The organism is Micromonospora wenchangensis, assembly GCF_002210435.1.
In the GTDB taxonomy this organism is placed as follows: domain Bacteria; phylum Actinomycetota; class Actinomycetes; order Mycobacteriales; family Micromonosporaceae; genus Micromonospora; species Micromonospora wenchangensis.
Genome location: NZ_MZMV01000092.1, coordinates 1 through 21,254, shown reverse-complemented (window position 1 = coordinate 21,254; position 21,254 = coordinate 1). Strand labels below are relative to the sequence as shown.

General features: G+C 74.3%; 21 protein-coding genes. 5 read left to right on the top strand and 16 right to left on the bottom strand.

All coding sequences use genetic code 11. From position 1 onward, the window contains the following. Positions 1 to 282 precede the first annotated feature (282 nt). The 8 genes from B5D80_RS30780 to B5D80_RS30745 all read right to left on the bottom strand — a co-directional run bounded on the left by B5D80_RS30780 (position 283) and on the right by B5D80_RS30745 (position 5,311). Positions 283 to 711 carry a DUF2267 domain-containing protein gene (locus B5D80_RS30780; protein ID WP_088647440.1) on the bottom strand — a complete coding sequence of 143 codons (429 nt, stop codon included), beginning with the start codon at positions 709 to 711 and terminating at the stop codon, positions 283 to 285. Positions 712 to 715: 4 nt separating this feature from the next. Beyond that, positions 716 to 907, bottom strand: a complete 192-nt coding sequence (locus B5D80_RS30775; protein WP_088647442.1) for a hypothetical protein — start codon at positions 905 to 907, stop codon at positions 716 to 718. A gap of 311 nt (positions 908 to 1,218) precedes the next feature. Further along, the gene (locus B5D80_RS30770) at positions 1,219 to 1,617 is read right to left on the bottom strand and encodes a TraR/DksA family transcriptional regulator (RefSeq protein WP_088647439.1); all 399 of its coding nucleotides are present in this window, start codon (positions 1,615 to 1,617) and stop codon (positions 1,219 to 1,221) included. Positions 1,618 to 1,815: 198 nt separating this feature from the next. After that, positions 1,816 to 2,484: a nucleoside/nucleotide kinase family protein gene (locus B5D80_RS30765; RefSeq protein WP_088647438.1), complete on the bottom strand. Its 669-nt coding sequence runs from the start codon at positions 2,482 to 2,484 to the stop codon at positions 1,816 to 1,818. A gap of 292 nt (positions 2,485 to 2,776) precedes the next feature. Beyond that, the gene (locus B5D80_RS30760; RefSeq protein ID WP_088647437.1) at positions 2,777 to 3,385 is read right to left on the bottom strand and encodes a winged helix-turn-helix domain-containing protein; all 609 of its coding nucleotides are present in this window, start codon (positions 3,383 to 3,385) and stop codon (positions 2,777 to 2,779) included. Positions 3,386 to 3,668: 283 nt separating this feature from the next. Further along, entirely contained in the window at positions 3,669 to 4,259 is a 591-nt protein-coding gene (locus B5D80_RS30755) for a winged helix-turn-helix domain-containing protein (RefSeq protein WP_088647436.1), read from the bottom strand. A gap of 51 nt (positions 4,260 to 4,310) precedes the next feature. Continuing rightward, positions 4,311 to 4,802 carry a rhodanese-like domain-containing protein gene (locus B5D80_RS30750; protein ID WP_088647435.1) on the bottom strand — a complete coding sequence of 164 codons (492 nt, stop codon included), beginning with the start codon at positions 4,800 to 4,802 and terminating at the stop codon, positions 4,311 to 4,313. Between the two features lie 56 nt (positions 4,803 to 4,858). Further along, a complete protein-coding gene (locus B5D80_RS30745) occupies positions 4,859 to 5,311 on the bottom strand; it encodes a cysteine dioxygenase (protein WP_088647434.1) in 453 nt (150 codons plus the stop codon). Positions 5,312 to 5,455: 144 nt separating this feature from the next. On the opposite strand from B5D80_RS30745, the gene B5D80_RS30740 reads away from it, so the two are divergent. Beyond that, the gene (locus B5D80_RS30740; RefSeq protein ID WP_088647433.1) at positions 5,456 to 5,854 is read left to right on the top strand and encodes an ankyrin repeat domain-containing protein; all 399 of its coding nucleotides are present in this window, start codon (positions 5,456 to 5,458) and stop codon (positions 5,852 to 5,854) included. Positions 5,855 to 5,926: 72 nt separating this feature from the next. On the opposite strand, the gene B5D80_RS30735 is transcribed toward B5D80_RS30740, so the two are convergent. The 6 genes from B5D80_RS30735 to B5D80_RS30710 form a co-directional block, all read right to left on the bottom strand. Beyond that, positions 5,927 to 6,697 carry a class I SAM-dependent methyltransferase gene (locus B5D80_RS30735; RefSeq protein ID WP_088647432.1) on the bottom strand — a complete coding sequence of 257 codons (771 nt, stop codon included), beginning with the start codon at positions 6,695 to 6,697 and terminating at the stop codon, positions 5,927 to 5,929. A 74-nt stretch (positions 6,698 to 6,771) separates the two neighbouring features. After that, positions 6,772 to 7,275 (bottom strand): DUF2231 domain-containing protein, encoded by a 504-nt coding sequence (locus B5D80_RS30730; RefSeq protein WP_088647431.1) that lies wholly within the window; start codon positions 7,273 to 7,275, stop codon positions 6,772 to 6,774. Between the two features lie 163 nt (positions 7,276 to 7,438). Then, entirely contained in the window at positions 7,439 to 8,179 is a 741-nt protein-coding gene (locus B5D80_RS30725; RefSeq protein WP_088647430.1) for a GAF and ANTAR domain-containing protein, read from the bottom strand. A gap of 176 nt (positions 8,180 to 8,355) precedes the next feature. Beyond that, positions 8,356 to 10,647 carry an accessory Sec system translocase SecA2 gene (secA2, locus tag B5D80_RS30720; RefSeq protein WP_088647429.1) on the bottom strand — a complete coding sequence of 764 codons (2,292 nt, stop codon included), beginning with the start codon at positions 10,645 to 10,647 and terminating at the stop codon, positions 8,356 to 8,358. 254 nt (positions 10,648 to 10,901) lie between these two features. Beyond that, entirely contained in the window at positions 10,902 to 11,990 is a 1,089-nt protein-coding gene (locus B5D80_RS30715; RefSeq protein ID WP_088647428.1) for a zinc-binding dehydrogenase, read from the bottom strand. Continuing rightward, a complete protein-coding gene (locus tag B5D80_RS30710; protein ID WP_088647427.1) occupies positions 11,983 to 13,017 on the bottom strand; it encodes a Gfo/Idh/MocA family protein in 1,035 nt (344 codons plus the stop codon). The genes B5D80_RS30715 and B5D80_RS30710 overlap by 8 nt, the downstream gene beginning before the upstream one ends. 219 nt (positions 13,018 to 13,236) lie before the next feature. On the opposite strand from B5D80_RS30710, the gene B5D80_RS30705 reads away from it, so the two are divergent. The 4 genes from B5D80_RS30705 (at position 13,237) to ctaD (ending at position 18,448) form a co-directional block, all read left to right on the top strand. Beyond that, entirely contained in the window at positions 13,237 to 14,250 is a 1,014-nt protein-coding gene (locus B5D80_RS30705) for a glucosyl-3-phosphoglycerate synthase (protein WP_088647426.1), read from the top strand. Positions 14,251 to 14,338: 88 nt separating this feature from the next. Beyond that, positions 14,339 to 15,496 (top strand): glycosyltransferase, encoded by a 1,158-nt coding sequence (locus tag B5D80_RS30700; protein WP_088647425.1) that lies wholly within the window; start codon positions 14,339 to 14,341, stop codon positions 15,494 to 15,496. A gap of 128 nt (positions 15,497 to 15,624) precedes the next feature. Further along, positions 15,625 to 16,353, top strand: a complete 729-nt coding sequence (locus B5D80_RS30695) for an ATP-binding protein (protein ID WP_088647441.1) — start codon at positions 15,625 to 15,627, stop codon at positions 16,351 to 16,353. A gap of 88 nt (positions 16,354 to 16,441) precedes the next feature. After that, complete coding sequence (gene ctaD / locus B5D80_RS30690; protein WP_088647424.1) at positions 16,442 to 18,448, top strand: aa3-type cytochrome oxidase subunit I; 2,007 nt, start codon at positions 16,442 to 16,444, stop codon at positions 18,446 to 18,448. 77 nt (positions 18,449 to 18,525) lie between these two features. Here the strand turns inward: ctaD and B5D80_RS30685 are convergent, their stop codons facing one another. Beyond that, a complete protein-coding gene (locus tag B5D80_RS30685; protein WP_088647423.1) occupies positions 18,526 to 19,665 on the bottom strand; it encodes a SigB/SigF/SigG family RNA polymerase sigma factor in 1,140 nt (379 codons plus the stop codon). A 324-nt stretch (positions 19,666 to 19,989) separates the two neighbouring features. Further along, on the bottom strand, positions 19,990 to 21,254 hold a 1,265-nt coding region (locus tag B5D80_RS30680; protein WP_144081812.1), incomplete at its 5' end, for a hypothetical protein.

The window sequence follows — 21,254 nt, the reverse complement described above, 5'->3', positions numbered from 1 at the left end:
CCCTCCGCGCTGCCGTCCGCACCACCGTCGTGCTGACCCGGGGTCGCGCCACCGTCGGCCGGACCCTCCAGGCCGCCGCCGCTGGTAGTCTGCATGTCGTCATCGTTCAGTGCCATGGGTGCTCCCTCGGGTGTGCCGCCCCGCCGCAGGGCGGGGTCTGTCGTACGCGGGTGGTACCCCCCACACGATCTTCTCTAACCACACCGTAGACGGCCTGTCCGGCGCGCGGGACCGATCGCCGGCCCTGGGCCGCCCGGGCTCGGCGGTCCAGGGCCGGTCGGGTCAGGGAATCAGTCGTTGCAGGTCGCGGGGCATGCCGGCCTTCACGTCCTGCCACTCCCCCTGGGTGACGTGCCGGCGCAGGGCGTCCAGCACCACCCGGGCCACCCGCTCGGGGCCGCCCTCGACGTCGTAGGGGAAGCCCTGCCGGACCTCGTAGAGGAAGTCGTCCCGGTTGAGTTTCACCGGCACGTCCTCCGGCCGCCACCCGTCGAAGTAGATGCCCCGGACGAGCACGGGGAGCTGGGCGGAGAACTCCGCGCACTCCTGCACGGTCATCCGGTCGCGCAGCAGGTGCAGCACCGTGCGCAGCGCCGCGTACGACTGGTTGCGCCGCGTCCGGGGCCACCCGTACGCGTCCTCGATGTCCTTGAGGATCAGGTTGGTCTTGTCCACCGAGGACTCGAACGCCGACATCAGCTGCTCGGCCATCGGGTCACCCCCCGTCCTTCGGTTCGCCGCCCCAACGCCGGTCGTCGGCGCGTCGGGGTGGTCCCGACGGGCCCCGCCCCTGCCGGGCCGGGCTGCCGAACCGTCCGGGCCGCTCCGGTCGACGGGTGTCGCCACCCGCGCCGACGACGTGCAGCACCGCGCCACGTCGGGGATCTGCCACCACCCGCACCGTCATCTCGGTCACCTCCGTACCCGTGCTCGGTCTTCCCGACCGCTGTCCCGCCGGGCTGTCGGCCCGGTCGGGTCTGCTCCGGCCGCGGGCGCGGCCGGCACCGTCGATGCTGCCCGTCGGCCGGGTGAGCCGTCCTCACCCGGCCGGGGTGAAGCGCACGGGCGGGTGATCGGGCGTCGGGGCCGACGGTGCGGCATCGCCGCGCGGGGAGGCCGCTTGTCCGGCTCCCCGGAGTCGATCAGCGGTGCGGGGTCGCGGGGTGGTCCGGCGTGGGCCGGCGGGCCGGCATCCGGTGGTGACGGTCGGCCGCGGGCTCAGGCGGCGCGCCGCTCCCGGGTCTGCTTGCAGCCGACGCAGGAGGTGGCGGACGGGAAGATCTCCAGCCGCTCCACCGGGATCGGCGCGGTGCAGCCCTCGCAGAAGCCGTAGGTGCCCTCGTCCAGCCGGGTCAGGGCGTGCTCGAACTGGGCCCGCCGGTCGAGGATGGTGCGCAGCAGGGACTGGGCGGTGTCCCGCTCGGCGGTCTTGGTGCCGCTGTCGGCCTGGTCGTCGCCGGCGGTGTCACCGACCTCCACCAGCCGCAGCACCTGGCTCTGCGCGACCGCCTGCTCGTACTCCGCGGACAGCTCGTCGTAGCGGGCCCGCAGGGAGGCCCGGATCTGGTCGGCCTCCGCCGTGGTGCGGGCGGTACCGACGGTGTCGTGGACGAGCATCGCTGCCTGCCTTTCCTGGGACCGGCGCGAGCCGAGGGCACGCTCCGGGCTCGGTGGGCACGGTGAGATCATCCGTGCCGTGTGAGTGCGGCGATTACCCCCCGTCCCGTCCCGTCAAACCACCGGTTTCGCCGCCGTCGCGGTGGGCGGATCGTGCCGGCCGGCGCGGCCCGCCGGGCCCACCGTCACGGCAGGGACTCAGCCGGCCCCGTCGGCCCGCTGCACCCAGGCCGGGTGCCGGGGGTCGTCGACGCGCAGGACCACGTCGGCGAAGGACTGCGGGGCGACCTCGTCGGCGTACCTGGCGAAGGCCGGCAGGGTCCACCGCTGCGCCGGGTCGGTACGCCGGGCCAGCGCGGCCGGCGAGAGCACCAGGTGCACGGCGACGTCGAACGGCAGTCCCCCGCCGAGCAGGAGCGCCCCGCTGAGCAGCAGCACCGTGCCCGGCGGCAGCTCCTGGTAGGCCGCCCGGCTGGCCCGGTCGGTCCGGGCGTCCCAGAGCGAGGGCAGCACCCGCCCGGTGCCGCCGGGGCCGGCCGGGTCGAGCACCTCCCGGCGCAGGCCGGTCTCGTCGATCCAGCCCTCGTAGTAGGCGTCGGGGTTGGTCCGGCCGAATTCGAAGCGGACGGAGGCGGGCCGCAGGAAGTCCTCGGCGCGCAGGTGCAGCGCCGGGCGTCCGCCGGCACGCAGCGGGTCGATCAGCGCCTCGGCGAGCCGGTCCGGGGCGGCGGCGGGGGGACCGTCCACCGCGACCCGCAGGTGGGCCGGCGGGGTGGACCCGTCGACGGTCGGCCCGGCCGCGACCGTGAGGAGCCGTTCGGTCAGCTCGGTGACGAGCCGGTCGGGTGAGATCGGACGGACACGCATCCGACCATCGTGCCCCGTGGGCCGGCGGACGGCCCGGCGGCCCACGCACCGGGCAGCGGTGCCCGGCCCCGGAGCAACCCGGTCGGGGCACCGCGCCGGGCCCGCCGTCGACCCGTCGGCGGTCCGGTCGACGGGACTCGCGGCGACAAAATTCTTTCCTGGCGACGACCGCGGGACCGGGCGGTCCGGGCCGTTGACCGGACACGGCCGGCGGCACGGCACGGTGCGGGTGCTTCGGGTGGGGCGGCCCGACGGTGGCCGGCGGGCGGGGCGGCGGTCCGGCCGGGACGGCTCAGCCGGTGCGGTCGACGGTGACCCGGGCGTCGTCGGCGAGTCGGTAGCCCACCCCGTAGACCGTGGTGACCAGCGGGACGTCGACGCCGACCTTGCCGCGCAGCCGACGCACGTGCACGTCGACCGTGCGCACCCCGGCGTGCTCGTACCCCCAGACGGCGTTGAGAAGTTGCAGCCGGGTGAACACCCGGCGGGGGTGGGCCACCAGGTGCAGCAGCAGGTCGAACTCCAGCCGGGTCAGCGGCAGCGGCTCACCGTCGCGCAGCACCGACCGGGAGGAGGCCAGGATGTGCAGCATCGGAATGGTGGCGGCGAGCGAACGCCCCGCCGACCGGCCGGCCGGGACCTGGTCGGGTCGCCGTTCGGCGGGAACGCCGGTGGTGGCGATGGTGCCCTCGCCGCGTTCGAGCATCTCGCGGGCCGCCTCCAGCAACCGGCGGGCCGGTGGGGTGAGCGACTCCTCGCTGGCCAGCGGAATGGAGAGGGTCACGGTGAGCACCGGGGTGGCGGCGCTTGCCGGGCGTCGCTGGCCGCCGGGAGGCCGACCCGGAACCGAGGGCTGGGACGTATGCCATCCGGCGCGCGACGATGCGGGGCTGACCGACATGGTCCTCCTTGGGCTGGTCCGGGTATCTCCCCACGGCCCGGGACGCCGCTGCATCGATGCTTCCCGGCCCCTGGACGAGGGTCAAGGGGCGACCGCGTTGCATGAATGTGACAATTGACGAACAGTTCGCAGCCGATCCCTCGCTCTGCGTACGAGCCAGATGATTACAGCAGAAGCGTCGACGTGCCCGGGTACGGGGGTGCCCGCCGGTCGGATCACGGCCGGAACGCCGCGACGCACCCGGCTCGGGGCGGGCCGGGTGCGTCGGGGAATGGTCGGAAGGTCAGCGGAACCGGTCGATCCGTACCCTCGCCTCGTCGGCGAGCCGGTAACCCACCCCGTACACGGTGGTCACCAGGGGGGTGTCCGCGCCGAGCTTGGCGCGCAACCGCCTGATGTGCACGTCCACGGTACGGGCGACGGCGTGTTCGTACCCCCAGACGTTGGCGAGCAGTTGCAGCCGGGTGAAGACCTGGTGCGGGTGCTCGGCCAGGAACAGCAGCAGGTCGAACTCGATGCGGGTGAGCGGGATCTCCCGGTCGCCCTGCCGCACCACCCGGGTGCCGGCGAAGATCCGCAGGGTCTCCGGGTGGTCGTCGGCCGGCGCTGGCTCCCCGACCACAGGCATCGGGCGTGGGGCCGGCAGCGACGACAGCAGGCGCGGCGCGGTCGGCTCGCTCAGCCGGACCGCCCCCTCCCCCGCCTCGACCAACTCGCCGAGCAGGTCGACCAGGCGGGCCAGCCGGGGCGTCAGCGGCCCGGCGGTCAGGTCGAGGGTGATGGTCAGCGAGGGCGTGGAGCGGGGCCGGCCCGGAATCACCCGGTCGGGACGGCCCGGCGGGTGCGGACGCGCGGTGAGGGTGACGAGGGACATGGGAGCCTCCTGTGTGGCGGTGCGTCCGCCACGCCCGGTGGGGCGCGACGGTCAGTGCGGCGTCCGGCCGGCGGTCACCGGCGGCGCGGAGGACGGGGTACGGTGCGACGGCGTCGGGCCCAGGGTCGGCAGTCCGGCGATCCGCCAGGCGACGAAGCCGCCCACCACGTCGGTGGCCCGGTGCAGGCCGATGTCCTGCAACGCGGCGGCGGCCAGCGACGAGGTGTAACCCTCCTGGCAGATCACCAGCACCGGCAGGTCGTAGTCGACCGCCTCGGGCAGCCGGGCCGGGCAGCGCGGGTCGAGCCGCCACTCCAGGACGTTGCGCTCGATCACCAGCGCGCCCGGCACGGTGCCGTGGGCGGCCCGCTGGGCCGCCGGCCGGATGTCGACCATGATCGCCCCGCCCCGGCAGGCCAGGTGCGCCTGTTCGGGGTCGAGCCGGCGCAGTCGGGTGCGGGCCTCGGCGAGGATCTCGTCGATGCCGCGCGAACCCGGTGGTGGGGCCGGACAGCTCTCGGTGAGGGTGGCGTGTTGCGGCATCGTCGCGGTCCTTCCATGGGCGGGCCGACGGGTGGGGGAAACGGGGGCGGGCGGCGTCACCAGGAGACGCCGGCCCGGGCGATCTCGGCGACCCGGAGCCGCCCGTCGACGAGGTGGTACCGGGTCATGTGACGCAGCGCGGGGAGGTAGACGTGCACGCTGACCGCCGGCTGGTCGCCGCGGTTGGTCACCACGTGCACGTGTCGGGGGCCGAACCGGCGACCGGAGCCGGCGGCGAGGCGGTGCGGGCGCAACCGCCCACCGGAGACCGTCTGCTCGGTCAGTTCGCCGGCGACGACGAGGAAGGCCCCCGAGGAACCCCCGTGGTCGTGCAGGTCGGTGCCCTGGCCGGGCAGCCAGCTCAACGCCCAGACCTCGTGGTCGTCGGCCGAGGCGAGCCGGGCGTACCACCGCTCGGTGGGATCGAACCGCAGCGGTACCGCCCAGGTGGTCGGGTCGGCGTACCGGCCGGCGACGGTGAGCAGATCGGTGGCGTGGATGCTGGTCATGGCTTCTCCCGTGTGATGCGTCCCCCCACACTCTAGACTGTAAAGCCTATAGGTTTAGTAGGTAATACCGAATGCTGGGACGCAAAAGGCGGACCGGCTCCCGTCACCGGCGGCGACCGGGGCACGGGCCTCTAGGCTGAGCGGATGACCGAGGAGTTCGACGCCGAGACGCTGGCCTTCGCCCACCGGATGTTCGACCTGGCCCGCGCGGGCGAGGCCACGGAACTCGGCGGCCACGTCGACGCCGGGCTGCCGGTGAACATGACCAACGACAAGGGCGACACGCTGCTCATCCTGGCCGCCTACCACGCCCGTCCTGAGACCGTCGCCGCCCTGCTGGCCCGGGGCGCCGACCACACCCGGGTCAACGACCGGGGGCAGACCGCGCTCGCCGCGGCGGTGTTCCGGCGAAACACCGACGCCGTACGCGCCCTGCTCGACGCCGGAGCCGACCCCGACCACGGGACCCCGTCGGCGGTGGAGACGGCCCGGTTCTTCGACCTGCCCGAGATGCTCACCCTGCTCACCACCCGCCACGTGTGATCGACCCGCCGGGGCCGATGGCGCGCCGTCCCCACGCCGGATGCCGCGGCGTCACCCGCCACCACGGGTCCTTCAGACGGTCCCGTCGGTCGGCTTGACGGCCTCGATCAGGAAGCGTCGGGAGTGGGCCACGAAAGCGCCCTCGGCACGGATGTGCGCGTGCAGCCGTTCGAGCTGCGGGCGGTACCGGTCGACGTCGAAGTCCGGCACGGTCCACACCACCTTGCGCAGGAACCAGACCACCGCGCCGATGTCGTGGAACACCGCCCGCAGGGTGGCCCGTTCCAGCCGTACCACGTGCAGGCCGGCGCTGCGGGCGGCGGCCACCGCCTGGGCGGTGTGCCGGGTGACCGGCGGCGGCAACGGGCCCAGCACCGCCTCGCTCAGCTCCCGCATGGTGCCGGCACCGATCTGCTGGGACAGGTAGCGCCCGCCGGGGCGCAGCACCCGGGCGATCTCCGCCCACGGGGTGTCCACCGGGTGCCGGCTGGTCACCAGGTCGAAGACGGCCGCCCGGAACGGCAGCCGGGACGCGGGAGCGACCTGCACCACCCGGCCGTCGACCCGTCGCAACGTACGCCGGGCGACCGCCACGTTGGGTGGCCACGCCTCGGTGGCGACCAGCAGCGGCGGCGGCTGGGGCAGCTCGGCGAGCACCTCGCCCCCGCCGGTGTCGATGTCCAGCGCGGTCGTGACCGTCGCCATCCGCGCGGCCACCTGACGGGCGTAGCCCCACGGTGGACGCTCCTCCGTGGCCCGCCCGTCCAGCCAGCCGAAGCCCCAGCCGTCGACGGGGGCGGCAGCGGCCTCGGCGATCAGCTCCGCACAGCTCGGCTCGACCATCCGCCCACCCTGCGGCAGGATCGTACGGCCAGCAACCGGATTCGGCTCGGGCGGCGCGACCCGGCGGGGCCGGATCAGGGGGCGGGACGGAGGATCTCCACGGTGGAGCCGGCGGGGACCCCGTCGAGGGTGTCGAAGCCGGTGGGCTCGCGCCGGCCGGACTCGAACTGCCGCATCAGCCGGGCACCCAACCCGACGCCCACCGCACCGACGAGCAGCGCGACCAGCTCGGTCACCAGCAGCACCCCGGTCGCACCGCGCTGCGGGGCGTCCGCCCGGACCAGGCAGGACAGCAGGAAGAGCGCGGCCATGCCGGCATTGACCATGTTGAAGGTGACCATGGTACGACGGTGCGGCCCCGGCCGTACGTCCCACAGGTCGATCATGCCGGCGACGGCGGCGAGCCCGGCGGCCACCAGCGCGGCGATCGCCGTCCAGTAGCCGACCTCACCGAGGAACGCCGGGCCGCCGGCCACGTCGGCGAGGTCGAACACGGTGGCACTGACGAAGAGCCCGAACGGGAACGTCACCAGCATCGGTTGGATGGGATGCCCCTGCACCCTCAGGCGGCTCTCCATCGTTTCCTCCCCAGGATCGGCTCAGCGCACCGGTCCAGGGTGCTACCCGGGGGGCGCTTCGACGAAACGGCCGGGCCGGGATTCGCGGGTCCGGAGAGAAACGACACCGTCGGCCGCCCGGACCACCCCGGCGGACGTTCCGTGTCGGGCCGGTCGCGGCGGGTCAGGACTCGCGGGGGCGGGAGACGGTGGTGACCAACCGTTCGGCCACCTCCCGCAGCGGGATGTCCAGCGAGGACGCCGCGCTGCGCAGCACGTCGAGGGCCTCCGACGCCGGGCAGCCCCGCTGGGTCATGATCACCCCGACGGCCTGGCCGACGACGTTCTCGCCGAGCAGCGCGCCGTCGCGTTCGCTGTCCCGCTCGGCCCGCCGGGCCCGGTCCCGGACGGCGGCCAGCAGCAGTCCCGCGTGCTCGGCGAGCAGCATCGCGGTGAGCTGGTGCCGGGTGCCCAGCGTGCCGGACCGGCCGGCGTACAGGTTGATCGAGCCGATCGCCCGCTCGTCGACGTCCACCGGGGCGGAGATCACCCCGCGCACGCCGAGCCGGCGGGCGCGGTCGGTCCAGGCCGGCCACCGGTCCTCGACGGTCAGGTCCGCCGCGATGATCATTTCGCGGCGGCGGATGGCGTCCATCGCGGGTGACTCCGCGCCGTGCCCCAGGTCGTCCAGCTCGGCCAGCCGGGGGTCCGAGGCGGCCACCCCGGCGGGCTCACCGGCCCGCAGCGCGGTGAAACCGCACCAGAGCACCCCCGGGACGGCGTCCGCGGCGATCCGGACCAGCTCGGTCAGCGCCTCGTCGAAGTCGTCGACCGCGATCAGTCCCGCGGTCAGTTCCCGCAGCAGGGCGGCCGTCTCCAGTACCCCGAGCGTGTCGATGGTCAGCTCCCGCATGTCCAGGTTCACCGGCCCGCGGGCTCCGTCGTACCCCTGCCGCCCGGCACCGGCGTCGTTGCCTGTGTCATCGTGATGATCTCTCTTCCGAGTCGTGGGCCCCGGGCTACTACCCTCGCAAAACAGGATCGAAACCGCGTAAAGGAACCCCTCCGGCGCATCCCGCGTCGGAGGGGTTCCCGGGCCGCTCAGCGGGCGGCGGCGAGCCGACGGCCGACGGAGGCGATCAGCCGGTCCAGTTCCGAACCGAACGGGTTGTCGTGCACCAGGTACGTCCAGGTGGCGCTGGGCCGCACCAGCTTGGCGGCGTCCGGCTCCCAGTCCTCGGCGAACTCGGTCTCCTCGAAGGTCGCCAGGGTGCGCGTCTCGATCTCGGGGATGAGGTTGGTGAACGCCGGCACCGCCGCCCGGTGGAACTCGTCGAGCGGGTCGAGCCGGCCCAGCGCCCGCAGGTGCACGCCCTCACGGACCTCGGACAACTCGGCCAGGTGCTCCGCCCAGAGCCGGTCGGTGTGGTAGAGCGCGATGGAGCGGGCCACCCGGGCCAGCAGGTCCTCGTCCATCTCGCCGGCCTTCTCGGGCATCCGGTCGAGCAGCATCAGCGCGGCCACGTCCGAGGTGAGCAGCCGCTCCCGACGCTCGGCCAGGGCGATCCGCTGCTGCTCGATGACCACGCTGTAGCGCCAGGTGTTGCGGTGGATCTCGTGGTTGACGCCCTCGGCGACCCGCTGGGCGTGCTCCACCGCGTAGTCGACCTGCTCGTCGGTGACGAGACCGTCGGCGTTCATCCGGGGCGAGGCCGGGACGGTGTCGCCGGCGTGCCGCACGACCAGGTCGTCCTCCAGGCTGACGAAGAAGACCGAACCACCCGGGTCGCCCTGCCGGCCGGCCCGGCCACGCAGCTGGTCGTCGACGCGGCGGCTGTCGTGCCGGCCGCTGCCGATCACGTAGAGGCCGCCGAGTTCGGCCACCCGCTCCTGGTCGACCTGCTCGCTGCCGCCGAGCCGGATGTCCACGCCCCGGCCGGCCATCTGGGTGGAGACGGTCACCGCGCCGTACGCGCCGGCCTCAGCGATGATCGCCGCCTCCTCGTCGTCGTTCTTGGCGTTGAGCACCACGCACGGCACCCCGGCGGCCTGCAGGCCGGCGGCGAGCCCCTCGGACTCCCGCACGTCGAGGGTGCCGACCAGCACCGGACGGCCCGCCTCGTGGCAGCGCCGGATCTCGTCGATCAGCGCCTCCTCCTTCTCGGCCCGGGTCGCGTAGATCCGGTCCGGCTCGTCCTCGCGGACGCAGGGGGTGTTCGGCGGGATGACCGCCACCTCGAGGCCGAAGAACTCGCGGAGCTGGTCGCCGACCAGCACCGCGGTCGCCGTCATGCCGCACAGCTTGGGGTAGAGCGCGATGTACGCCTGCACGGCGATGGTGCCCAGCACCTCGCCCTCGGCCGTGGCGTCCAGCCCCTCCTTCGCCTCCACGGCGGCCTGGAGGCCGTCGGGCCAGCGGCGGCGCTGGGCGACCCGGCCGCGCATCTCGTCGATCAGCTCCACCGAGCCGTCGCGGACGATGTAGTCGACGTCGCGGTGCAGCAGGGCGTGCGCGTGCAGCGCCACGTTCACCGCGGAGAGCTGGCCGACGTGCTCGGTGTCGTACAGGTCGATGTCGCCGAGCTTGGCCTCGACGGCGGCCAGGCCCTCGGTGGTGAAGGCGACGCTGCGCCCGTCCTCGGCGACCGTGTAGTGCCGGCCCTTGCGCAGGCCGCGCACGAGCGCGGCGGCGGCGTGCACCGGGTCCTGCTCGCCGGTGGTCGAGCCGGCCAGCACCATCGGCACCCGGGCCTCGTCGATCAGGATCGAGTCGGCCTCGTCGACGATGGCGGTGGCCAGCGGCGGCTGGACCCGGTCGGCGATGTCGGTGACGAGCTGGTCGCGCAGGAAGTCGAAGCCGGCCTCGCTGACCGAGACGTAGGTGACGTCGCAGCCGTACGCGGCCCGCCGCTCGGCCGGGGTGGAGGCCTCGTTGACCCAGCCCACGGTCAGCCCGAGCAGCCGGTAGACAGGCGTCATCCACTCGGCGTCCCGGCGGGCCAGGTAGTCGTTGACGGTGAGCACGTGCACCGGCCCGTTGCCCAGCCGGACGTGCCCGTAGGCGGCGATGGTGGCGGTGAGCGTCTTGCCCTCACCGGTGGCCATCTCGGCGACCTTGCCGGACAGCAACGCCATCGCGCCGAGCAGCTGCACGTCGTACGGCCGCTGGTCGAGGCCCCGGCGGGCGGCCTCGCGGCCGACGGCGCAGATGTCCACGTACTCCGTGGCGACGCCGGCGGCCTCGGTCAGCGCGTCGTCGTCGAGCGCCGACAGCTCTTCCTCACGCGCGGCGACCCGCGGCAGCAGCTTCTCCAGCGGAGCCAGGTCGACCGTCGTCCCCGGGCGCTGGAGGAACCGGCGGAACCTGCTCTTCAACCGTTGCGACACACCCATGAGCGGCAACGGTACGCGAATCCGGCCGGAAACGGCTGCCCGGTCTGTCCGACACGGCCCCGGTGTCCGGTGGCCGGCCCGTCCGGGCAGGTCAACGGGGGTGTCGGCGAGCGTCGCCCGGAGGGCGGCGGGCAGGCGGCCGACCGGAGCGCGGGCTGACCGACGTCGATGACGGGCGGGACCGCTTCCCCGGGGCCCCGGGCCCGCCCCGCCCGGCGGCGACCCGCCGGAAGGGGGCGGCCGGTCCCGCCGGCTCAGGGGGTGAGGACGACCTGGAGTTCGTGGCGGCGGCGTTCGGCCAGGTCGGTGAGGAGCGCCGGGGCGTCCGCGAACGGGACCACGGCCGAGACCAGGTGCGCGCGGACCAGGTCGCCGTGGCGGCGCAGCAGGTCGATCGTCTCGGCGGAGAGGCGTTCCCGGTCCCAGGTCGGGGCGAGGCCGCGCGGCACCCGGCCGATCTGGGCGCAACGCAGCGACAGCCCGTTGTGGTGGAACTCCTCGCCGAGCCGGACGGCGTCCGCGCCACCGGGGTAGAAGGCCAGGTCGACCACCGTGCCCTGGGGGCGCAGCAGGCGCAGCGCCAGGTGCAGCGCGTGGTCCTGGCCCCGGCACTGGAACACCACGTCGGCGCCGCGGTCCCCGGCGCTGTGGTTCCACCGGGTCTTGAGCACCACCGCCGGGTCGTCGGCGGTCGGGTCCAGCGTCTCCAGCCCGAGGGCCTCGGCGACCTGCCGACGCTGCGGTGTCGGGTCGACCACCACCACCGAGGCGGCGTCGTGCCGACGGGCGAACAGGGCGGTGAGCAGGGCGACCACGCCGCCGCCGACGACCGCCACCCGTCGCCCGCGCACCCCGTCGCCGAGGGTGCGCACGTCGGCGCCGTACAGGTCGGCGGCGGCGTGCAGCAGCCCGTTGGCGCAGATCGGGCCCATGTGCGCCACGTAGACGCCGAGCAGCGGGTCGAGGTCGTCGGGCAGCGGCACGAACCGTTCGGCGAGCGGGTCGGCGACGTACCCGGTGCGGTGGCCGTACGTCATCGCGCCGACGGTGCCGACGGCGATCGCCGGGGTGCGGCTCTGCACCACCTCGGCGACCTGCATGTAGCCGAGCCGGGTCACCGGGTACGGGGTGCCGGCGGCACCCGGCCGGAACAGGCCGAGGTCGGGGTCGAGGGTGACGGTGAGGTGGGGGTTGGTGCCCTTGACGAAGCTCAGCTCCGTCCCGGCGGAGATCCCGCTGTAGCGGGTCCGCACCCGGATCGTGCCCTCCCGCAGCTCACCGGCCTCCTGCTCGGCCAGCACGACGCGCCCCGGGCCGTCGACCACGACCACCGTGTCACGCATCGACTGTCGCCCCCGTCGGCGCGCCGGGCCGGCCGTCGGCCGTCGGCGCGAGCGCGGCCGGGCCGGTGGGCAGGCTGACGCCGCGTCCGGTCCGGGCGCTCTGGGCGAGCGCCACCGCCAGTCGTTGGGTGCGCAGCGCCTCCGCGTACGGCACCCGGATGTCGTCGCCGACCCCGGTGACCGCGTCGACGAAGGCCCGGTCGACGGCGACCCGGGCGGCGTCGGGGTCGGCCGGGAGGTGGCGTTCCCCGTCGGCGTCCCGGACGGTCAGGCCGTCCTCGGCCAGCGACAGGGCCAGCCCGTCGGCGAGGATCTCCAGCCCGGCGCGGTGCTTCCAGCCGAGCACGCAGGCGGCGGCGAGGGTGCCCACCGCGCCGGAGGCGAAGCGCAGCGTGGCGGCGGTCACCGAGTCGATGTCGGCGTCGTCGACCGGGGGTGGGTTGCCGTCGCCGTAGGCGGTCACCTCGACGGCCTCGCCGACCAGCACCCGGGTCAGGTCCAGCACGTGGGCGGCCTGCTCGACGACCGGGCCGCCGGAGCGGTCCCGCACCGCCCACCAGGCCACCGGGGGCACCCGGTCCAGCCAGGCCCCGTTGACCATCCGCACCGGACGGTCGGCCAGCAGTTCCCGGGCCTGCGCCACCACGTGCAGGTAGCGCCAGTGGTGCCCGACGGCGGTGAGCAGTCGCCGCTGCTCGACCAGGGCGGCGATCCGTTCGGCGGTGTCCAGGTCGACCGCGACCGGCTTCTCCACGAACATCGGCACCCCGGCGGCGACGACGGCCTCCTCCACCGGCCCGTGGGCGAACGGCGGCACGCAGACGTAGACCGCGTCGGGGCCGGTGGCCAGCAGGTCGTCGACGTCGGCGAAGGCCCGGGTCGAGTGCGTGTCGGCCAGCCGGGCGGCGGCGGACCGGGTCACGTCGGTGACCCCGACCAGTTCGACGTCGGCGAAACTCTCCAGCACGCGGGCGTGACGTTGCGCCACCCCACCGGCCCCGACCAGCCCCACCCGGCACGTACGCATACCCTCTGCCCTCTCGACGCGGTCACCACCACCGCGCACAGCACTGCCCCGGCGCGGCGGGGCGAAACCCCGGCGTGCCCCGCAACACAGCGTTCATCTGCCGGGAACCGGCAGGTGGAGCCGCCGTGATCAAGCTGTTAGGCAATATCCAGTTAACGAATGTGCAGAGATGGGAAAACCAAGTCTGCGTTTTCCGCCCATGGATCTGGGGGTTTGCCAGTGCGGGACACAGAACCGATCGTCTCCCCTGTCGTGGAGGCATGGGCCACCTACCGGACGACGTCGGCGCAGGACTGGCCCACGCGACGGCTGATCAGGGCCAAGGGGGAGAACCGGGTCAGCGTGGTGCTGCCCGCCCGCAACGAGGAAGCCACCGTCGGGGCGATCGTCTCGACGATCCGGGAACACCTGATGGACCGGGTCCCCCTGGTCGACGAGTTGATCGTGGTCGACTCGCGGTCGACCGACCGGACCGCGCAGGTGGCCCGGGCCGCCGGCGCGGAGGTGGTCGGCCAGGACGAGATGACCCGGGGCCTGCCCCGGCTGACCGGCAAGGGCGACGCGCTCTGGGCCGGCCTGGCCGCCGCCGAGGGCGACGTCGTCGCGTTCGTCGACGCCGACCTGCGGGAGTTCCGGCCGCACTTCGTGACCGGGCTGATCGGCCCGCTGCTGGTCGACCCGTCGGTGGAGTTCGTGAAGGGCTTCTACCACCGCCCGCTGGTCGGCACGACCAGCGTGGAGACCGACGGCGGCGGGCGGGTGACGGAGCTGATGGCCCGGCCACTGCTGAACCTGTTCTGGCCGGAGCTGGCCGGTTTCGTGCAGCCCCTCGCGGGCGAGTACGCCGGCCGGCGCGAGGTGCTGGAGCGGGTGCCGTTCGTCACCGGTTACGGGGTCGAGACGGCCATGCTGATCGACCTGCTGGAACTGGTCGGCCTGGACGCGCTGGCCCAGGTCGACCTGGGCGAGCGCAAACACCGGCACCAGGACACCGCGGCCCTGGGCCGGATGTCCGCGCAGATCATGCACACCGCCTGGGCACGGTTGCAGCGGCGCGGCTGGGCCGCCCCGGGCACCAGTCCGGGCGCCCTGCTCACCCAGTTCCGTCGGGGCGGCTCGGAGGCGCTGCCGAATCTCGACCGGGAGGTCGTGGTCAACGACGTCTCGGTGCAGGAACGCCCGCCGCTGGCCGAGCTGCGGCCCCGGCTGCCGCGTCGGCGGGTCGCCGCGTGACGAGACGCCGCCCCGGCGGCTGCGCCACCCGACGCGCGGGGTCGAGACCCGCCCGGGACCCGGTCCGTCCCGAGAGGAAGTCCCGATCATGAGTCTCACCGTGCTGATGAACGCCGGCCCGTGGCTGTCCGTGCCGCCACCCGGCTACGGCGGCATCGAGAACGTCGTCGCCACCCTGGTGCCGGAGCTGCGCCGGCTCGGGGTGAAGGTGGTGCTCGCCTCCGTGGGGTCGAGCACCCTGCCGGTGGACGAGAAGTTCTCGGTCTACGCCGACGGGCAGTTCGCGGCGCTGCAACGGCCGTACAACCAGGTGTGCGGGGTGTCCCAGGCGCACCTGGCCGGGGTGGTCCGGCTGCTGCACGGCCGCGACGACGTCGACCTGGTGCACGACCACGTGGAGGCGGTCGGGCTGGCCACCCTGGCGGCGATGGGGCCGGACGCCCCACCGGTGCTGCACACCCTGCACTGGGACCTGGCCAAGCATCCCGAGCTGTACGGCACCCTCGACGGCGGGGCGCGGGTACGGGTCAACGGCGTCTCCGCCGCCCAGTTGGCCCGCGCGCCCCGGGCGCTACGGGAGCACGCCGTCGGGCACGTGCACCTGGCCACCCCGCTGGCGGTGCACGCCGACCGGGCACCCCGGCCGGTGAAGGGCGACCACACGGTCATCCTCGGTCGGATCAACCCGGGCAAGGGGCAGGACGTCGGCGCCCGGCTGGCCCGGCATACCGGGGTGCCGCTGGTGCTCGCCGGCCCGGTCGGGCCCTACCACCGGCCGGCGGACCTGGCGGCGGCGGGCGACGAGGCCCGGCAGAACCCGGACGTGCGGTTCTTCTACGACCAGGTGGCCCCGCACGTCGACGGGGACCTGGTCCGTTGGGTCGGCACGGTGGCCGGTCGGGAACGCGACGACCTGCTGGCCGGGGCGCGGGCGGCGCTGTTCCCGCTGCGCTGGGAGGAGCCCGGCGGGACGGCCGTGGTGGAGTCGTTGGCGCTGGGCACGCCGGTGGTGGCGACCACCCGGGGCTGCCTGCCCGAGCTGGTCGCGCACGGGCGTACCGGGCTGCTCACCGACGACGAGGACGAGCTGGGTGAACTGCTGCTGGCGGCGCGGCGGCTCGACCCGGAGGAGTGCCGCCGGGAGGCCGCCGAGCGGTTCACCCCGGCGGTGATGGCGCAGCGCTACGTCACCCTCTACGAGACGGTCCGCGCCGCCGCCAGGGTGCCCGAGCTGCGGGCCGCCTGAGTCGGCCGGGCCCGGGGACGGCCCGCACCGGGACCGTGGGCGGTGCCGCCCGCGGTCCCGGTTTCGTCCCGCCGGGCCCCGGGTACCTGGCGGTTCTCCCCAGCACCGCGAACGGAATCGAGGGGCCGATGGTCAGCCGGATCACCTGCGAGGTCAGCGACGAGTCACCGGTGACCGTCGTACGCCTCGCCGGCGCGCTCGACCTGGGCACCATGCGCGCCGTGCACACCGTGTTGGACCGCTGCCTGACCACGCTGCCGGACGCGCTGGTGGTCGACCTGGGCCAGGTGACCGTCGCCGACCGGCTGGCGCTGTCGGTGTTCGCCGCCACCGCCCGGCAGGCCGCCGACTGGCCGGCCGTGCCGATGGTGCTCTGCTCTCCCCCGCCGGACGCCGCGGCCTGGTTGGCCACCTCCACCACCTGCCGGGTGGTGGAGGTGCGGCAGGACTGCGCGGAGGCCACCCGGTGGGCCGGGGCGACCGCCGCGCCCCGGTTGCGGGCCCGGTTGGAGCCGGTGGCGGGGGCCTGCCGGCGGGCCCGTGAGCTGGTCGGCGACGCGTGTTCCCGGTGGAACGTGCCGCACCTGGTGGAGCCGGCGTCGCTGGTGCTCAGCGAACTGGTCGGCAACGTGGTCCGGCACGCCCACACCCCGATGCGGATCACGTTGACCCTGCACCAGCCGTACCTGCGGGTGGCCGTGGCCGACGGCAGCCGGACGGCGGCCCGCGCGGCCAGCCCGGACCTGTCCGCCGAGGGCGGCCGGGGGCTGCTGCTGATCCGGGAGATGGCGCAGCGCTGGGGCAGTTCGCCGCTGGTCGACGGCAAGGTGGTGTGGGCGCTGCTGCCGGCGAATTGACCGAAATTCCCCCTGTCGCCTGGTTACATGGGCGGAGGGCGGGTAGTCGCGCCCGTCCTTTCTGTCGTCACGACGGGGTGAGAGAGCCATGCCCAGACGGGTAACCACGGAGCCCGCACGAGACCGGGGGCCGGCCATCCTCGCCCCGGCCCGGTTCGGCGGCTTTCCCGGGCCGGTCCGCCCGGCGCTGCCCGGCAACAAGCTGCTGCGGCTGCTCGGCACCACCGACGCCAAGCAGATCGGCCTGCTCTACCTGGCCACGTCGTTCGTGTTCTTCCTGATCGGCGGGGTGCTGGCCCTGCTCATCCGGGCCGAGCTGGCCCGGCCGGGAATGCAGTTCCTCTCCCCCGAGCAGTACAACCAGGCGTTCACCATGCACGGCACGATCATGCTGCTGCTCTTCGCCACCCCGCTGGTGTTCGCCTTCGGCAACTACATCGTCCCGTTGCAGATCGGCGCCCCAGACGTGGCGTTCCCCCGGCTCAACGCGTTCGCGTACTGGCTGTACCTGTTCGGCGGGACCATGGTCGTCGGCGGCTACCTCACCCCCGGCGGCGCGGCCGACTTCGGCTGGACGGCGTACAACCCGCTCAGCGACGCGACGCACTCCCCAGGCATCGGGGCGAACCTGTGGGTGGTCGGGCTGGTCGTCTCCGGGCTGGGCACCATCCTCGGCGCGGTCAACCTGATCACCACCACGCTGACCCTGCGCGCGCCCGGCATGACCATGTTCCGGATGCCGATCTTCACGTGGAACATGCTGCTCACCGCCGTCCTGGTGATCCTGGTCTTCCCGCTGCTGGCCGCCGCGCTGCTGGCGCTGGGCGCGGACCGGCTGCTCGACGCCCACGTCTACGACGCGGGCACCGGCGGGCCGATGCTGTGGCAGCACCTGTTCTGGTTCTTCGGCCATCCCGAGGTCTACATCGTGGCGCTGCCGTTCTTCGGCATCATCACCGAGATCATCCCGGTGTTCAGCCGCAAGCCGATCTTCGGCTACACCGGGCTGGTGCTGGCCACGGTCGCGATCACCGTGCTGTCGATGACCGTGTGGGCGCACCACATGTTCGCCACCGGCCAGGTGCTGCTGCCGTTCTTCAGCTTCCTCAGCTACCTGATCGCGGTGCCCACCGGGGTGAAGTTCTTCAACTGGATCGGCACCATGTGGAAGGGACAGCTCACCTTCGAGACGCCGATGCTGTTCGCCATCGGGTTCCTGGTGACCTTCCTGCTCGGCGGTCTCACCGGGGTGCTGCTGGCCAGTCCGCCGGTGGACTTCCACGTGACCGACTCGTACTTCGTGGTGGCGCACTTCCACTACGTGCTGTTCGGCACGATCGTGTTCGCCGCGTTCGGCGGGGTCTACTTCTGGTTCCCCAAGATGACCGGCCGGCTGCTCGACGAACGCCTCGGCAAGCTGCACTTCTGGACCATGTTCGTCGGCTTCCACGCCACCTTCCTGGTCCAGCACTGGCTGGGCGACGAGGGGATGCCCCGGCGGTACGCCGACTACCAGCCCGAGGACGGCTTCACCACGCTCAACATGATCTCCACCGTCGGCTCGTTCGTGCTCGGCGCGTCCACCCTGTTCTTCCTCTACAACGTGTGGAAGTCCTGGCGGTACGGCGCGCTGGTGACCGTCGACGACCCGTGGGGGTTCGGCAACTCCCTGGAATGGGCCACCACCTGCCCGCCGCCGCTGCGCAACTTCGACCGGATGCCCCGAATCCGTTCCGAACGCCCCGCCTTCGACGCCAAGTACGGCCCGCTCGTCGCCGACCTCGGCCGGGACCTGCCGCAACGCACCACCCGGCCGCCGCAGGAGCTGCACGACGAGCTGCGCCACGAGCGGCACGTCCCCGAGTCGCCGGCGGCCGAGGGCGCGCACGGCGCGCGGGAGGCGGTGGAGTACCAGCCCGCCCCGCAGTCCGGCGCCCGCCCGGTGGTGGTGCCCGAACCGGAGCAGGTCCGCCGCCCCGGCTTCGCGCACTCCGACGCCCCGGAGGACGACGGTCCCGGCGGCGGGAACCCCGACACCCCCGAACGGTGGCGGCACCCGCACGGCACGGACGACGACGACCCCGGAATGCGCTGATCCGCGACGGCCCTCGGGCCGGCACCCCGTGCGGGGTGCCGGCCCGAGGTTCGTCCTTCCGCAGGCGGGAGGCGGGGTCAGGCGTCCACGGTGGCGGGCAGGCCGGCGGCCGCCAGCGACCGGCGTACCGCCGGCTGGACCCGGGTCAGCCGCAGCGGCACCCCGGTACGGAGGGCGGCGTCCCGCCCGGCCACCAGCGCGGCGATGCCACCGGCGTCCACCCCGCCCGCGCCGTCCAGGTCGACCACCAGCTCGCGGGGCTGCCCGGCGACCGCCTCCAGCATCATCCGGCGCAACTGGTCCGCGCCGTCGCGGTCGATCTCGCCCCCGACCTCGACGACCGTCCGTTCCGCGGTGCGTTTCACCGCGATCCGGTTCCGGCCGGTGTCCGCCTCGGCGGTGCCGTTGCACCACGGCGGCGGGGTGTCGGCGAGCATCGCCTGACGCAGCCAGGTCAACGCCCGCGACAGCAGCCGGGACACGTGCATCTGCGAGATGCCGAACCGGGCGGCGATCTCCGCCTGGGTCTGGTTGCCGTAGAAGCGCATCGCCAGGATGCGCCGCTCCCGCCAGGGCAGCCGGTGCAGCAGCCCGCTGACCGTCACCCGGTCGTCCACCGACTCCAACGCGTTGTCCGACTCGCCGACCAGGTCACCGAACTCGGCGGAACTCTCCCCGCCCACCGGCGCGTTGAGCGAGGCGGGGCTGTAGCCGGCCGCCGACTCCAGGGCGGCGAGGATCTCCTCCTCGGGTGTCTCCAGCCGGGCCGCCAGCTCGGCCACGCTCGGCGCGCGGGACAGCTCACTGGTCAACGCCGAGGTGGCCTGCCCGACCTCCAGGATCAGGTCCCGCAGCCGGCGGGGCACGTGCACCCCCCAGGTGCGGTCCCGGAAGTGCCGCTTGATCTCCCCGACGATGGTGATCGCCGCGTACGCGGTGAACGATCCCCGCTCGGGGTCGTACCGGTCGACGGCGTTGACCAGGCCGAGCCGGGCCACCTGCTCCAGGTCCTCCAACGGTTCACCCCGCCCCCGGTAGCGGCGGGCCAGCCGGCCGGCGAACGGCAGGGCGAACCGGACCAGGTCCTCGCGGGCCTCCCCCCGGTGCTCCGGTGGCAGGCCGGCGATCCGCGCGGCGTACGCCAGCGCGGCGGCGTCCAGGTCCTCTAGGCCCCGGTCGCTCGGAGGTGGTGTGGTCGTGGTGGTCTGGCCGAACATCCGCGCCTCCCTCAGGAAGGTCCCCCGCCCGGATCGGGCCGGTCGGGCGCGTGGTGGCACCACGCACCGGGTCGGAAGTGGGGTTCAACGTGCCGCGCCGGGATCACCGGACGCGGGCGGGCGACGACCGGCCGCCACCCGACGTGATCGGACCGTCGCGGCGGGCGGTCTTCCCGCTCCCCAGGTACTCAATCACGCGCCCCCGGGTTCGCGAGGATGTTTCGGTGTGCCGGGTCCGGACGGGCGGCGCGGACACCCCCGGCGTCCCCTTTCCGGGCTACCGGCCGGCCGTCCCCGCCCGCCCGCACCGTGGGATCGGGCCGGTCAGGACACGGCGAGCCCCAGCGGCGCGCCCGCCTCGCGGAGCCCGGCCAGCGCCTCACCGACGCTCAGCGGCGGCGGCGTCGGCAGGTCGTACGGCTGCCCGCGCAGCACCTCGGTGGCCCGCCGGGTGGCCACCGGGGCCACCGGGTAGCCCCGGGCGGCGGTCCGGTCCAGGGCCCGCCGGCGACGACCGAAGCCCGCCACCGCCAGCCACTGCGGCAGCCCCGCCACCGCCGGTGACCGCAGTCCCGGCGACTCGGGCAGCACGTCCACCGAACTGAACGGCTCGCTGCCGGCGAGCCACCACTCCACCTCCTCGACGCTGCGCCGGGTCGCGTTCTCGCACCAGTACGGCACCAGCCCCGCCCGCACCACCTGCCACGGATCGAACACCCGGCCGCACTCCACCACCAGCCGGTCGCCCGTCTTGCCGGCCCGGCGCAGCCACCTGCGGTACAGGTCGGCGGTGGCCGCGCTGAGCGCCCCCGGGTGCGGCACCCGCACCTGACGCACCTCGTGGCCCCGACCGCCGGCCCAGTGCCCCAGCGCCCGGACGAACCCCGGTTCCACCCCGTGTTCGGCGGACTCCCCGGCAGCGGTCACCGTCGGCGGCTCCCAGCCGTCGCCGGTCGCCCCGGCGGCCCGCAGCACCTGACGCAGGGCGGGCGAGTCCGGGTGGAAGTCCACCGGCCGCAGGCCGCTGGCCGGGCAGCCGAGCTGGAAGCTGTGCCCGTGCCCGGAGTCCGACACCGGCCACCGGCGGCCGTCGTCGACCAGCAGCAGCGCCGCCCGGTGGGCCAGCCGGTCGGCCAGGAACCGGGCGTACGCCACCGGCAGCGCCCGGAAGCGGCCCACCAGGTTGATCGCCGTACCGGCCAGCGCGCCCCGGCTCGCCGGGCAGTGCACCTGACGGACGTGCAGCCCGGGGTTGCCGGCGAGGATCCGGGCGGCGAACGCGGCCCCCTGGTCGAGCGCGGCGGCGGGACGGTCCACCGCGCCGTGCGTCCAGTGGGCGGTCATCTCGAAGCCGGTGGGCAGCCAGGGCACCCCGAGCGCCACGGCCAGGTGCACGGCGGCGGCGTGCGGCGAGCCCAGCACCACCGCCGGGTAGCGCTCCCGGGGGTACTGGTCGACGATCCAGCCGGCCACCCGTTCCCCGTCCACCTCGGCGGCCTGGGCGGCGGTCAGCGCCACCCGGCCGGCGTTGCGCGCCACGGTGAACGGCGACGGCGACGTCGCATGCCCCAGGTCGGCGCAGTCCACCC